We start from the raw sequence: 14,965 nt of genomic DNA on the forward strand, positions 1-14,965 counted from the left end.
ATTTTATAAATCCAATTTAAAGCCTAATACAAAAGTTCTAGGAATGGTTAAATTGGCTCCATCGTAGTATCCGGTATAGTTTACAAGTTCAGGATCTGCTCCTGTAAACCTGGTTATGGTAAACAAGTTCATCGCGGTTGCATATAAATATGCCCTTCTTATTGTTTTACCCGATTTTTTAAAAAATGATGTTTTACCGAAATCGTAACCTAATGTTACCGATCTTAATTTTACATATGAAGCATCTTCAAGGAATAGGTCCTGATCTACACGATAAGCATCAACATCGCTCCATGGATTGTAAATTGGATATGCTTTTTCATTGTCAAATATCTGCCAAGAAGAAACTTCTTTAACCGAATTGATATCGTTACTTGCTTCACGATTAATAAATCCATAACGGGTAGCTTCATATTGATTAATTGCTTTTTGCCCTAATGCAAATATGAAGTTGAAATTAAGATCAAAGTTTTTATAAGCCAACGTATTGTTCCAGCCACCTACAAATTTCGGCAACCTGTTACCTGTTAAAACTTTATCTTTACTATCAACACGGTTATCGCCGTTATAATCTGCCCAGTTAGGATCGCCAGCTTTCATTGGAATACCATTAAAGGTTCTTCCTGCCGGTACATCGGCATTGGTATTGTAAATTCCATTGTTGCTATACAACCAAAAACTTCCAACAGGTTTACCAACAGCAAGTTTATTATCTCCAACAATTACTTCCTTTAAACCGTTAGGCAATGCTTTAAGTTCATTGTGATTGTAATTGATGTTTAAGGTAGTATTCCAGTTTAACCCTTTCGGCTTACTGATGATTACTCCGTTCAACATGAGCTCTAAACCTTTATTGTTAATATCCATTCCCGATTGATAGTTAACACTATAACCTGTTTCAAAAGGTACTGGTACGCCAACAATGTTATTATTATCATTACGATTATAAGCGCTAATTGCTGCATTAATTCTGTTTTTCAGGAAAGATGCATCAAGGGTAATATTGGTACGATCAGAAAAAGGAAGGCTAATTCCATAACCAATAAAGCCACTCTCGTATGGTCTGTTTATCCCCAATCTACCTCCATAGCCAGGGATAGTTGGCTCTTCAAACCACCCATTTTCTGAACGGTACTGAGGGCCTGCCGCGTATCTGTCGTCAAGGAAAATTCTCAAATTTCTTCCCCAACCTGCACTCAGGTTCAGGTTATCAAAAAAAGTATTGTCCTTTAAAAACTGTTCCTTTAAATTAAAGGTGGCGCTAAAAGCTGGTGTAGTTACCCACCTGCTATCTGGCTGTCCGTTTGAGGAACCATCTCTTCTTAAAAGGGCACTTACATTTAGGAGGTTTTTATAACTGTATTTGGCTGATCCATAGAAAGACATTAAATTGTTCCGTTCTTTGTCTATATATCTAAAAACATAGAATCCGCCTTTAGCCAGGGTATTTAGATATTCAGGGTTATCGGCATCGTTAATCTTTTCACGACCATCAACCAGGTTTAATTTTACATAATCATTTGGTCCATTATAAGCCCTGGCATAATTATATTTGTAAGTATCGCCCTGAAAGCTCTGGCCTATTTCAAAATCGACTGTATTTGCTTTATTAATTTCATATTTATAAGAAGCCGTATTGCTTTGTAACAAACGCTGACTATAACCAAAATAATTAGATACGTAGCTTACTCCATCCATTAAGGTAGAGGGTGTAAAATAATCTCTAACCCCTTCATTGTAATCAAAAATTAGACTTGAAGCGAGGGTTATTTTATTGATTTTAGCACTTATTATTAAATTTCCATTTAATATACTAGAGCGGTTATTGTCAACATTTTTTTCATTTTCGCCTAAAAAGCTTCCATATATAGAGGCATTTGGTGATAAGGGATTTGATAAATCAGGAATATATCTGGTTTCGGCAAAGCGATCTCTCAGGCTTCGGTTTCTGGTACGATCTAAACGCGCCGCATTTACGCTACTCGAAACAGTAAGCCATTTAAACGGCGCCATGTTAATTCCAAAAAATAAGTTATACTTATTAATGTGGGTATCATCGGCATTACCTGCATTTTGAGTACCTGAACCAAAAAATCTGAAATTTGCCCGATCGCCACCACCTGTAATACCTAAATCAGCCGAAAAGGTTGGCGTATTTTTATAATAGACATCATTCCAGTTAGATGGCCCGTAATATGCGGTATTGGTAGAATCTCTTAAATAAGAAGCATAACCTGCATAATTCTCGGTAGTTGCATATTTTTGATAAAATGGTTTTCTGAAATTATTTTCGTAAACACCATTAATCGTATTTACAGTGGGGGCAGTTACATAACCAAAATAAGCGTTTGCACTAATATCACGAAGACCAGCTGCCCTTGCATTCTTTGTGGTAATATATATGGCGCCATTTGCTGCATTTGGTCCAAGTTTGGCCAGCTCAAATGGATCTTTAATCACCGAAATAGACTGAATATTATCAATACTAATCTGAGAAAGTAAATTAGTTGCCGGACCAACCCTATTGTAGTCATACTTCTGTACATCAAAAGCAAAAGGGTTATCGGCTACCAACGGCACACCGTTTAAATAAACTGCCGGCTGTAGTGCATAAATATCCTTTTTTGTAAACAATTGCCCGGAAGCTCCTTGTATAATAATGCTCTGTTCAGTTCCTGGCTCGCCATTTGGCTCCTGTACGTAAACTCCTGCCAAATTTCCTTTAATAATCTGTTGTAATGACAAATTTGGAACTGGTGTTGCCGAACGGATGTTAATCGTATCGCGTACAGCCTTAAATTTCTGCAACGCCTTAATCATTTGCCCTATTGTATCTGTTTTTACAGAAAATGTTGATGGCTCTTTCTTAGCTTTCGTAGTATCTTGCTGAAAAGCAAAATACACACTATTACCCCCCTTTACCACTACCGTATTGGCGTGTAAAGTTTGAGATCCAAAAACAGATAAAAACAAGGCAAAACAAATGCTTGTGTAAATTTTAACCATTTGAATAGTTTTTATTAAATTTTTAGTGTTAAATGAAAATGCAATTGCTAAAAGACCGGTAACAGACTGTTACTGGCAGAAAATTTTGGGCATAAGAATGCCAGTGGACAAAGCGTAAATTTTTTGAACATAGTATGGGAATTAGAATGATTAGTTATAATTCTTGCTGCAAAAAGAATTGCATCAAGAACCATTTGGTTGTTTGTTATTTTCTTAAAAGAATACCTGGAGACAAAGTGTAAAGTTTTTGACCATAGAGTTTAATTAGGATTAGTTATTAATCCTTGCTACAAAAATATTGTGGCAAGAACCATTAGTTATTGTTTGTTTGCTGTTATTTCCCGGTTAAGGGTTTATCATTGCCTTACTAATTGTGTTTCCTGTTGGTTGGCAGAAAGCATTTTAAAGCTATTGTACTAAAAAAATATTTGGCTCGTTTTAATTTTGTTAATGCAAGATATAGATTAAGAAAGTTCAATTTTAATTTTTCTTAACGCAAACGTTTGCCTAAAAAATGCCTTTAAAACAAACTAAAGCAACATAAAAGCTTTCAACCTTTAAAATACCCGACAGTTTTTGTCGATTTTTATAGAGATATTCCTTTAACAAACGGCAAAATACAATAAACGTCAAGATGACAATATAATTGAGTGACCAAAAATTAAAACTATGAGGATAATACGCTAATCTTTAGGTTTTTGACACTAGTGTAAACCAGACTGAAAAGTCAAGAAAAACAATTTACACACAATTTAAGCGCAAACGTTTGTTTTTAAGAGCACAAACAAAACAAAACAAAAGTCAAAACACTCATAAACAACACATTACACAAATAAAGAGATTAAAAAAGAATAAACATAATACCTAAAATTAAGTATACTTAGCGCTACATTTAAAGACAAAATCATCAAGTATTTCAAACTAAAATTTGCTGGGTGACAATTGTTGACGCTGCCTCACAAAAATCAAGACCTGAATAGTCCGGATTATAGCCTCCCATATACGGCACTGCCATTAAATAAACCCTGTCATTGCTATTTCCTTTTTTATCTACCACCTGAAAATAATCGTTGATGGTGCTACCAGGCACATTTAAAAAGTACTTCCCTTCTACAATTCTAACTTGTTTATTACCTCCCTGTTTTGTTTCCTGGCCAACCTCGGCTGACTTAAAAGCAAGCCTGGCCTGACTGATTTTACCTTTTTTAACCAGGCTTTTAAATGGAAAATCTTTAATAGAGAGATGGGGCTGCCCAACGCAATCAACAAAAGTCTCAAAATGCCTCACAACCTTTTTATTCTGGCTGTTGTAATAATGATAATTGGCTCCACCTTTTTTAATGGGTTTAACCTCACTATCATCACCAACTTCAATAATTTCTAAAATGCCGGCATCATGCAAAGCAAATAAGATTCTACATGAACTTTGTGGCACAAATGCAATTACAATGGATATTAAGGGCATTAATACTTTTTGCAGTCGTTCCATATCTTCCGCCGATAAATATTTGGCAGGATAGTTCATGGTAAAGCTTAAAATAGCAAGTGCTTCTTTCCAATAAACCGATTTCTTTTTACGGATGGATTTTTCGGCTTCTATATACTCTTGTTTAAAAAGCTCAAAAGGCTCTTTCTTCTCCCTGGAAGCCATCATGTTTGCTACAAACTCTTCAAGCGTTAAATCTTTTATTTTTTTGTAGAAACCGGGATCTTCTTTAATAAACCTGGCTTTAAAATTCTGCTCAAATAAAAAATCGAGGCTCACAAAGCCATCATTTGCTTTAATATGTTCCTGAATTTCTGTTTTGAGTAAGGTTTCGCCCTTACCTAAATGTGGGTCTTCTAAATGAAACCGGATGGCAGGTAATAACCCATTCCTGGAATGCATAATGAGCTTGAAACCTTCACTATCCTTGTTAAGTTCGTAACTGAGCTTGCCATCTTTAGCGTTTATAAATTTACCATTTGCCTTAGCCAGTGTTCTTACCGCATCGATAGCGGTTAACGATGAACCCATTAAGCCAACAGGATGATTAAGTTTTAACAACATTTTTTGAGGCGGATAAGGAGAATCGAAATAACCCTCGATTTTAACTTCGTACTTTTTGGGCCAGTTGTGACCGGTACAAATAATTAAACTATCGAACTCAAACCAACCACCTTCCTGCAGCTTTACAACTACCTCCTTTTTACGCGGATGGTCGATCACATCTTCAACCACAGTGTTGAGATGAACCTTTGTTATGATTCCTTTCTTGGTAGCAAAACTTCTTAATAGCTCAAATTGTGCAATCAGATATTCACCAAAAAATAACCTTGGCAGCACTTTATACTCATTAAATTTCTGGGGATCGATATCAAATTTTTTCAGCAACGGTTTAGGTGCCGTTTTGACCCATTCTGCAATGGAATTAAAAATTACCGGGATTTCGTTATCAGATACATTGGTAATGTGCTCGTTGTTTGCTCCTTCGGTACTGTATGGCATACCGGCTCCCAGATAGTCTTTTCGTTCAAAAATATCGATTTGCAGGTCTTTCCTTTTCGATTCGACAAGTCTTTTATACATAAAAAGCGCACTTGGTCCGCCACCAATGATGGCGATTCGCTTATTTAATTTTCCCTTACCCATTAATTAATGTGATTTGTAAACCTTATAATCTTTAAAAACTAAAATTGTTTTAGCTCAGGGAAAATTGCCAGCCTTATTTTCTTTTCAGAAACCAATCGTAACAAATCTTGTTAGTCTTATCGGACATCAATACGTTTGGCAACAAAATGGAGGAAAAAGGACTAACACCACCCAAATTGTTTATGATTTTACTGGGATCGAAAGCGCCTAAAAGAAATGTAGAGCAGCACGACTATTTTTTTGGGATAGCACACAGTTTAAAGGAATTAATAACGGAAATAAAAGCTTTCTGGCCCGAAGCGGGCAACAGTATCCACCTGGATGGCTGGCGCGAAGTAAGTTATGTGGAGGGATACCGGATTAAAGTAGTGCCACGAAGTAACGATACGCCCACCGGGGTAAAGAAACTCTTTTTCATCAACCTTGGCGGATATCAATCAGGCTTGCTTTACGAACAGCATTACATTGTACTATCAGTACACGATGAGCGGGCACAAGCCATACAGGAGGCTAAGAAGACCTTATTTTTTAAAACAAAATCAATCAAAGGCGCCAATTCACATATTGATGAAAAATATGGAATTGACGTTGATGATATCTATAAAATAGAAGATATATTAAGTAAGGAGGCCAGGAAAAAATACCAGATAGAAATTACCGAATCAACCGGCTTACCAGAAGATGAAATTCATTTAGGTTATTTTAAACTGGATAAACTTTAATTATTTTTTGGCCAGGGTTTTTAACCATTTAACCAGATCAACAGCCGCTTTATCGTTTTCGAAGCCCATCTCTTTAGGCAAACGGCCATTTACGTATTCATCGTATAACCATGGATCGGCGATGGCAACTACATTGCCTTTACCATATTTTGTAGTCGCAATAACAGTTGCACCTGCACCATTTTTCAATACAGGTTTTGCTGCACCTTTGGTTTCGATGGCGCACACATCTTTCATGAAAATTTTTGAAGCAGTTTTAAATACCGGGTTGTTTTTGGTTACAATAGCACCATCTTCAAAATGGGCATCATCAATTACGTGGTTTTGCATTTCATTGCTAAAATGTATTCCAAATACACCAGCCAGCTTATTAAAGTGTGGCAGCTCTACATTGGCGCTATCGTTAGCAAACATCACCAATGCCCCGCCCTGTTTTACCCAGGCAGAAATGGCTTTGATATGCTCGGCTTCTATATAATTTGGCTTGGGGTTTTCTTTTGGTCTGTCGGGATCGACAATTAAATAAACATCACTTCCTTTTAAATTTGCTGCTGTAGGTGCTGTTTCGAGCGAATCTAATTTAAAGCCCTCTTTCTTAAAAGTATTGCCCAAAATAGAAAAACCACTGCTTGCGCGCTCACTCCACAGGTAATGAAAACGGATTTCTTTGCCTTGCTTGTCTTTACGGGTTTCGCGGTTAAAAAAGTAATCGAGTGTAACAGTTTGTGCACTGGCAGCAATTGATGATGCAGTTAATAAGCCCGCTACGCAAAATCTAAAAAGTAATTTCATAAAAAGAGTATGATTAGAAAACCAAAAGTATAAATTTTACTGGGAATCAATTCATCTGCCTCCGAATTTCAACGGCATTGATACATTTTTAGCCAGGATTTAAATAAAGCAGATCTTGATTAATCAATATAAATGGGATTATGAATCTGCGTAATTTACAGGGAAAATTTCAATCTATCATCTCCCGCAGATTTAAGGTGATACCGCAGATTTTATTAATAGGCACAATTTATTAATACGCTGAATAATGAGCTCCCTTTAATCTACTTGCGACTCTGCGTTTCAATCTGTGTAATTTGCGGGAAAAACTTCAACTTATCATCTCCCGCAGATTTAAGGTGATACCGCAGATTTTATTAATAGGCACAATTTATTAAATACGCCGAAGAATCAGCTCTCTTTAATCTACTTGCAACTCTATGTTTCAATCTGCGTAATTTGCGGGAAAAATTTCAACTTATCATCTCCCGCAGATTTAAGATGATACCGCAGATTTTATTAATAGCACAATTTATTAATACGCTGAAAGAATGAGCTCCCTTTAATCTACTTGCGACTCTGCGTTTTCATCTGGGTAATTTGAGGGAAAAACTTCAACTTATCATCTCCCGCAGATTTTATCAATAGCACAATTTATTAATGCGCTGAAGAATCAGCTCTCTTTAATCTACTTGTAACTCTCCGTTTCAATCTGCGTAATTTGAGGGAAAAATTCTGGCTTATTATCTTTCAAAGAATTAAGGTGCTCCAACAGCTTTTATTAAAGGCATAGCCTGCCTTAATACCGCCTTTTATACCAGGCGACTACAAAAAAGCCAACAATTAACACCGTGGCGGTTACTTGTCCTATGCTTTCTAAATCGAGATCGAACATTGCATTTATTTTATTAATTCATCCGTAACTGTTCTCCTTTTGCCGTAATGGCTACGGGGCTGCTTGCCATAAAGCCTTGCGGAACTTTAGGAGCGATCCAGGTAGATTTGGGTGGCAAAAACTCAGCCTTTTCTGCGGCTGCAATAAAAGCATCGGCGGTCATGGCAAAAAGAGAAAAACCAATAGCCCGGGTATCATTGCTCAATTGGCTGAGAAACTGAGGCCATTTGCAATCGGGAAAACAGGTTAGCCTTTCATCTTCTTTAGGTTGATGTATCCCCAGCACTTCCGAAAGAATCATCTCCTGCAAAATCACCGTATCGGGCTTAACAGATAGCGATCCCCAAGCTTTATTTAAATCGAGTTGATACCACTCTCCCTGAAAACAAAGTCCCAGCCTGTTTTTCTGATCGGGTTTGTAAGGTTTATTATTGGGGATTTTTGAAATGTAATAATATTGGCCAAGCTTTTCCATCAGTATTGGCCATGAAATATCGGTAGCAGAAACAATCCTGTGAAAAGGGGCTATCGAAATTACATCGGCAGAAACAAAGAGCGAGCTGATTTGCTGAGGGATATTTTTTTGAAGGGAGCAGGCGGCTTCCAGGCGGTGATGCCCATCGGCCAGGTAAACGGCTTCAATTGCTTTAAACTGGTGCACAAATTTTTCAATCACCTCTTCTTCGAGTACCTGATATAGAAAATGTCCCATTTGCGACCACTCGGTAGCCAGCGGTTTGCGCGTGCGCACCACATAATCAATCAATGCATCTAAAGCTTTATCTTTCTTATGCACCAATAATATAGGCGATTTTTCTGTGGTCTTACTCCTCCTATCGGCTTTAAGCAATTCTACTTTCGACGATACAGTTTCTTCATGTCTCTTAATGGCTTCAGCTGCCGTTTCAGAAAGATCGATAGTGGCCCAAACACCACGCATTACGCCTGCATCACCACGAACTTCGTAAATATAAATGGCTGGTTGATCGTCCAAAGCACATCCAAACAAATTAATGATATCTTCAAAAGAAAGCTGTTCATTTTTATGTCCCTTACCATTTACCTGGTCAGAGATCATCAGATCAAAAATGCCTTTCCCTGGCCTTAATGCCTTTAGAGGAGAAATTTTTATCATCTTTTTATAGATTTATTCGAGTTCAAGAACTGTTTTATCACTGTATATTTTTTCGAAACTAACCATGGCCTCTACCAATACTGCTACGCTTGATAAGGGAAGTGCATTGTAAAGTGATGCACGGAAGCCGCCAACGGTACGGTAACCTTTAATCCCCACGATGCCTTTTTCGGCTACAAATTTTGAAAATGCCTGCTCTACTTCTTTATCAATTGCCTGAAAAGTAACATTCATCCGAGAGCGGTGTGCAACCTGCGCAGTACCATAAAAAAGTGGATTCCGGTCTATTTCGGCATATAACAGTTTTGCCTTCTCGATATTACAACGCTCGATTCCACTTACCCCACCCTGATCTCTAAGCCATAAAAGATTAAGCATGGCAACATAAATAGAAAATACTGGCGGTGTATTGTACATGCTCATGTTATCGCGAAATATACGGTAGTCCATCATAGATGGAATTTCCTTCTTTGCACGATCTAGAAATTCATTTTTAGCAATAACCAGGGTCATGCCTGCTGGTCCCATATTCTTTTGCGCACCTGCATAAATCAGGTCAAAATCACTTACATTAATTTTTCTCGAAAAAATATCTGAGGACATATCGCATACCAATGGAACACCACTGGCTGAAAAATTAAATATCTCTGTTCCTTCAATCGTATTATTTGAGGTATAATGCATATAGGCAGATTCGGCATCCACATCATGATGATCTGGAATATAGGCATAGTCTTTATCTTTCGAAGATGCTACAACATCTACTTCACCAAATAACCTAGCCTCTTTAATGGCTTTTATTGCAAAATAACCGGTATCGAGATAAGCTGCTTTTTTTCCTGTACTTAAAAAGTTCATTGGAATCATGGCAAATTGTGTACTTGCTCCGCCCTGTAAAAAAAGTACTGAATAGTGATCGGGAACAGACAATAACTCGCGGACCAGCAACTGTGTTTTAAGTACCACTTCCTCAAATTCAGGCGATCGGTGAGAAACCTCCAAAATAGACAAACCCATCCCATTCCAGTTGATAACGGCCTGGGCAGCTTGTTCCATTACAGTCGATGGCAATATGCAAGGACCTGCGCCGAAGTTGTGTTTTTTAAGCATGAGAAATACAATATTTGGTTTAATAATTTACGACATAAAGATCAGCAGTTAAGCAAATTATACAGTAACAAGCTATTTTTTTGATAAAAATTATTTTTTTCAACCCCCTTAACATCCCAAAAATTTGGTTTATTTGGCTAAGAAAACAAGCCAACAGAATATAATTCTTATTGGCATCCACAAAATTTCACTATTAATGTATTAAATACACTAAGTAACTTAATCAGTATTGACAATAAATTAACTTAAATATAATTAATTTAACTATTTTTAGTCTTTACAAAAGCGAACAAAAAATATACAATTATACACTAAGTATTTACATGCAGCCGCCAAAAGTTGATCAGACCGACATTGAAATCCTAAACCTTTTACAACGCGATGGATTATTAACCTACAAGGAAGTTTCGGGAAAGCTTAGAAAAAGCATGACGCACATAGTTGAGCGCATTAAAAAGCTCAGAACGAATGGCTACATCAAATCGACAGTAGCCCTAGTTGATATTGACAAGCTGAGATCTCATTTCATCGCCTTTCCACACATTCAACTTAACCTCCATTCAGAAGATGTGATCAGAGCTTTTAAAGCCGAAATGGATAAATACCCTGAAGTAATGGAATGTTACCACCTAACCGGGCATTTCGATTTTATGCTAAAGGTAGCCATGCCGGATATGGTTTCTTATAATAATTTTTTAAGGGATAATATTGGCACCCTGGCTTATGTGGGTAATATTCAGAGTTTTTTAGTGCTTTCGCAATCGAAGGCGGAGACGGCGTATGCATTATAGGTTGAATTGTTCATTGGTCATTGGTTCATTAGCTGGTCTCTTTAGTTGGTTAGCTGGTTAATTGAACTTCCCTGATGACGACTTTAAGCAGCACGCAACGAAGCCCGAGATCTATTGCAGTTGACTGGTTAAACAAAAAAACCGGAACAATCATTGCTCCGGTTTTTTCCTGTTGAATAATCAGGCAGATTACAAAGTAGCCATATCAATCACAAAGCGATAACGTACATCGCCTTTTTCCATGCGTTCGTATGCATTATGAATATCTTTGATATCAATCATTTCAATATCCGAAACAATATTATTGGCGGCACAGAAATCAAGCATTTCCTGGGTTTCTTTAATGCCACCGATACCAGAACCAGCCAGGCTTTTTCTGCCACCCAATAAACTAAACGCAGCAATTTCTGCCGGTTTTGGTGGTACGCCTACACAAATATGTATTCCGTTTGTTCTTAGTAAAGAAAGATACATGTTAAAATCGTGCTCGGCCGAAACGGTATCCAGAATAAAATCGAATGTACCTGTAGCAGCTTTTATCTGTTCAGGATCGGTAGTCACCACAAAATGATGAGCACCCAGTTTTTTAGCATCTGCTTCTTTTTTAGGAGAAGTACTTAACACCGTTACCTCTGCACCAAACGCTACACCAAATTTAACAGCCATGTGGCCCAATCCGCCCAAGCCTAAAACCGCTAATTTATGGCCTTTACCCACCTTCCAATGACGTAGAGGAGAATAAGTTGTAATACCGGCACACAATAATGGGGCAACCGCAGCCAGATTTAAGTTATCGGCAATTTTAAGCACGAACTCTTCCCTAACCACAATGCTATCCGAATATCCACCGTAGGTAGGTGTTTTGCCATCGCGTTCTAAACCATTATAGGTTTGCGTATTTCCTTCAAGGCAATATTGCTCTAAATCCTGCTTACAGTTTTCGCAAACCATACAGGCGTCTACCATACAACCTGTTCCAGCTAAATCGCCAACCTTAAAGTTCTTTACATGATCGCCAACCTTAACCACACGACCAACAATCTCATGCCCCGGAACCATTGGAAAGATACCTGGAAACCAATCGTTTTTAATCTGGTGCAAATCGGAGTGGCAAACACCACAAAAAAGTATTTCAAACTGCACATCATGTGGCCCAACTTCTCTACGCTCGAAGTTCCATGGTGCAAGATCTGTTGTTGGGCTTTGCGCCGCATATCCTTTTGTTGCTATCATAAGTTTAAATTTTAAAGTATTATACTCCTACAAATTTAAGGCAGAGTTGTTTCTTAAAATTACGCAATTCAAATAATTGATTATAAAATTCAAACAATTATTTAGCGCCGGGCATCCCTATTACGCTTCATCTACACCTTCATGTACCTGCAAAAAAAATTAACATTATTTAAGGCTTAGGGATAGCTTAATTATTTAATTTAGCTATCTAATCAAATTAACAACCCATGAACTCCTCACCCACCCCCTTAAACAAACTGCTTAAAGGCCTGGCCTTAACTTGCCTGCTAGCACCAGTTAGCTTAACCAGTTTAGCCCAAAAAACGATTACCGATCCCTTGGTTGGCTTTGATGGAAAAAACCCGAACTTAAAAATTGTTAAAATTAGCCTGAGTGATACCGCAACCGTTTTAAACTTCGAAACCACTGCTCCTGCCGGAAATTGGATCCGCATTCCCAAAAACACCTATATACAGGTAAATGGTGCAAAGGAAAAATTGTTTATCAAAACCACAAAAGGTATTCCTTTTAACAAACAGTATATCATGCCTGCCAGCGGAAAAACAAGCTACGAACTTATTTTCCCAAAAATAGCTACCACAACCAGCATGATTGATTACGGCGAAGACAGCAGCGATGGCTGGAAAATTTACGACATTGAACTCATAAAAAAGCAAACACCCCTACCTCCTTCTTTGTACACCGAATGGTACAACCCAAAAAACAGCGATTTAGCCATCGCTTTTTACAATAAGGCCGTGATACTCGATCAGCAGGTTTGGGCTTACCAGGCAATTACCCAAAAGGGCGACCACTACAGCCTTACCCTAAGCAACAACAAGGCTACCAAACAAATTACTGTAGAAAAACTGGCCGACAATGAGCTTAACCTAACCATAGGCAAACTTTCGACACGCTTAAGCAGTAATAAAGAAAGCTGTGCACAGATTTTAAGCCAGGAAATTTATCAGCTTCCGCTATTAAAAAACGACAGTGCTGTTTTTAGCGGATACATTAAAAACTATTCAGCTAAACTGAATACCAAAACCCTGATGCTGGCCATCGATAACATTATTACCGGCGAGCAGGAAAATGCCCTGGTTAATATTGAGCCTAATGGCTACTTCTACCACAAAATACCAGTGTACCACTTGCAAAGGGTATTTTTGCGTTCTGATGTAGCGGATGAAAATGACATCTATCTGGAGCCTGGTAAAACACTCTTTGTGGTATTGGGAAATGGCCCCATAAAATATACTGGCAGTGCCGCACAATTGAACGAAAACCTTAGGCAATTAAACAGTATCGACCAGTATAACTACCAGCGTACACAAGAAAAACTGGTGAATATGAAACCTAACGATTATAAAACCTACCTACTTGGTCTGCAAGCCATTGAACAGACTAAATTAGATTCACTTAATCAACTGGGTAAAGTTTCGGCCAAAGCTTATCAGGTAAAGAAAAAGGACATTCTTTTGGAATATGCAAACCGCATAATGGAATACCACTGGAATTATGAATATGCTTACAGAAGTGCATTTAAACTACCAGATATAGCAACAGTTAAAGTAGAAGCCTACCCGGCCGATTATTACAACTTCATTAACAACAGCGATTTTAACAATGAGCTGAATGTGATTTCTAACAGTTACAGTACATTTATCAACCGGATTAAATTTATACCCGGCTTCAGAATGGACAGCTACACATACAATTACAAAGACATTACAGCTGCACTAAAATTGAGTGGCGGGCAACTGAGCAAAAACGATATTGCTTTCGAAAAATTAATCAGCGAAAATGGTTTAAGTCTTAGTACAGATAGTGCAAGCGCACCGATAATAAAAAAATGGAATGCAGATCATAAAAGCTTTATCAATGACTTTGTAAGCAATGCTTTTAAGAACCGCTACTACACAACTTTAGATTCGGCAACCGGTATTAAGCAGGGCATTTTGATTGATTTAATGCGATCGCAGGATATTACAGAACCCGTTGTATCTCAGCTAACTCCACTTGATACAAAACACCTTGCCTTAGCCAAACAACAGATTAGCAATCCTTTCTTAAAAGAATATATCGAACTAAAAAACAATGAAATCTTAAAGCAGATTGAAATCAATAAAACTGCTGGTGGATATTTTGTAAATGAAACACCAAAAGTTGAAGCCGATAAAATATTTGATAATATTATGGGCAAATATGCTGGCAAGGTTATCCTGGTTGATTTTTGGGCAACCTGGTGCGGCCCCTGCCTGAATGGAATAAAAGAGATAAAACCTTTAAAAGAAGAGATGAAAGATAGTAATGTGGCCTTTGTTTACATCACAAACGAAACCTCGCCACTTGCTACTTATCAGAATATGACACCCAACATTAAAGGCCAGCATTACAGACTTGACAATGATGCCTGGCGATACCTTGCCGACAAATTTAAAATTACCGGCATTCCACACCAGGTGCTGGTAAGCAAAGAAGGCAAGGTGGTTAACCCACATTTAGGCTTTTTAGACAATAAAGAGATTAAGCAGCTTTTAGAAAAACAACTTTAAGTATTGTTTAAAATCCAATTATAAAGCTCAATAGCCTTACGGTTATTGGGCTTTTTTCTTTTATTACACCCCATAAGTACCTGTTTTAACGAAAGCGAAGGCACATTATTAAAAA

9 protein-coding genes are annotated in these 14,965 nt (G+C 37.7%); 3 read left to right on the forward strand and 6 right to left on the reverse strand.

Going from position 1 to position 14,965, the window contains the following annotated elements; translation table 11 throughout:
* Positions 1-3 precede the first annotated feature (3 nt).
* Together DBR40_RS25885 and DBR40_RS25890 are read right to left on the reverse strand one after the other, a co-directional pair.
* Positions 4-3,006, reverse strand: a complete 3,003-nt coding sequence (locus tag DBR40_RS25885) for a SusC/RagA family TonB-linked outer membrane protein (protein WP_124562630.1) — start codon at positions 3,004-3,006, stop codon at positions 4-6.
* A gap of 916 nt (positions 3,007-3,922) precedes the next feature.
* A complete protein-coding gene (locus DBR40_RS25890; protein WP_124562631.1) occupies positions 3,923-5,638 on the reverse strand; it encodes an FAD/NAD(P)-binding protein in 1,716 nt (571 codons plus the stop codon).
* 107 nt (positions 5,639-5,745) lie between these two features.
* On the opposite strand from DBR40_RS25890, the gene DBR40_RS25895 reads away from it, so the two are divergent.
* Complete coding sequence (locus DBR40_RS25895; RefSeq protein WP_233603993.1) at positions 5,746-6,360, forward strand: DUF1543 domain-containing protein; 615 nt, start codon at positions 5,746-5,748, stop codon at positions 6,358-6,360.
* On the opposite strand, the gene DBR40_RS25900 is transcribed toward DBR40_RS25895, so the two are convergent.
* The 3 genes from DBR40_RS25900 to serC form a co-directional block, all read right to left on the reverse strand.
* A complete protein-coding gene (locus tag DBR40_RS25900; protein WP_124562632.1) occupies positions 6,361-7,152 on the reverse strand; it encodes a lacto-N-biose phosphorylase central domain-containing protein in 792 nt (263 codons plus the stop codon).
* A gap of 887 nt (positions 7,153-8,039) precedes the next feature.
* Positions 8,040-9,161 (reverse strand): DUF1015 family protein, encoded by a 1,122-nt coding sequence (locus tag DBR40_RS25905; RefSeq protein ID WP_124562633.1) that lies wholly within the window; start codon positions 9,159-9,161, stop codon positions 8,040-8,042.
* A gap of 12 nt (positions 9,162-9,173) precedes the next feature.
* A complete protein-coding gene (gene serC / locus DBR40_RS25910; protein WP_124562634.1) occupies positions 9,174-10,271 on the reverse strand; it encodes a 3-phosphoserine/phosphohydroxythreonine transaminase in 1,098 nt (365 codons plus the stop codon).
* 323 nt (positions 10,272-10,594) lie between these two features.
* On the opposite strand from serC, the gene DBR40_RS25915 reads away from it, so the two are divergent.
* The gene (locus DBR40_RS25915) at positions 10,595-11,062 is read left to right on the forward strand and encodes an Lrp/AsnC family transcriptional regulator (RefSeq protein WP_124562635.1); all 468 of its coding nucleotides are present in this window, start codon (positions 10,595-10,597) and stop codon (positions 11,060-11,062) included.
* 189 nt (positions 11,063-11,251) lie between these two features.
* On the opposite strand, the gene DBR40_RS25920 is transcribed toward DBR40_RS25915, so the two are convergent.
* Positions 11,252-12,295 carry an NAD(P)-dependent alcohol dehydrogenase gene (locus DBR40_RS25920; RefSeq protein ID WP_124562636.1) on the reverse strand — a complete coding sequence of 348 codons (1,044 nt, stop codon included), beginning with the start codon at positions 12,293-12,295 and terminating at the stop codon, positions 11,252-11,254.
* Positions 12,296-12,522: 227 nt separating this feature from the next.
* On the opposite strand from DBR40_RS25920, the gene DBR40_RS25925 reads away from it, so the two are divergent.
* Positions 12,523-14,850 carry a TlpA family protein disulfide reductase gene (locus DBR40_RS25925; protein ID WP_124562637.1) on the forward strand — a complete coding sequence of 776 codons (2,328 nt, stop codon included), beginning with the start codon at positions 12,523-12,525 and terminating at the stop codon, positions 14,848-14,850.
* Positions 14,851-14,965: the final 115 nt, after the last annotated feature.

The sequence above is a fragment of the Pedobacter sp. KBW01 genome (genome assembly GCF_003852395.1).
In the GTDB taxonomy this organism is placed as follows: domain Bacteria; phylum Bacteroidota; class Bacteroidia; order Sphingobacteriales; family Sphingobacteriaceae; genus Pedobacter.

Coding starts and splice junctions, on each gene's coding strand:
- DBR40_RS25885 (WP_124562630.1), bottom strand. CDS start 3,006: ATGGTTAAAATTTACACAAGCATTTGTTTTGCCTTGTTTTTATCTGTT.
- DBR40_RS25890 (WP_124562631.1), bottom strand. CDS start 5,638: ATGGGTAAGGGAAAATTAAATAAGCGAATCGCCATCATTGGTGGCGGA.
- DBR40_RS25900 (WP_124562632.1), bottom strand. CDS start 7,152: ATGAAATTACTTTTTAGATTTTGCGTAGCGGGCTTATTAACTGCATCA.
- DBR40_RS25905 (WP_124562633.1), bottom strand. CDS start 9,161: ATGATAAAAATTTCTCCTCTAAAGGCATTAAGGCCAGGGAAAGGCATT.
- serC (WP_124562634.1), bottom strand. CDS start 10,271: ATGCTTAAAAAACACAACTTCGGCGCAGGTCCTTGCATATTGCCATCG.
- DBR40_RS25915 (WP_124562635.1), top strand. CDS start 10,595: ATGCAGCCGCCAAAAGTTGATCAGACCGACATTGAAATCCTAAACCTT.
- DBR40_RS25920 (WP_124562636.1), bottom strand. CDS start 12,295: ATGATAGCAACAAAAGGATATGCGGCGCAAAGCCCAACAACAGATCTT.
- DBR40_RS25925 (WP_124562637.1), top strand. CDS start 12,523: ATGAACTCCTCACCCACCCCCTTAAACAAACTGCTTAAAGGCCTGGCC.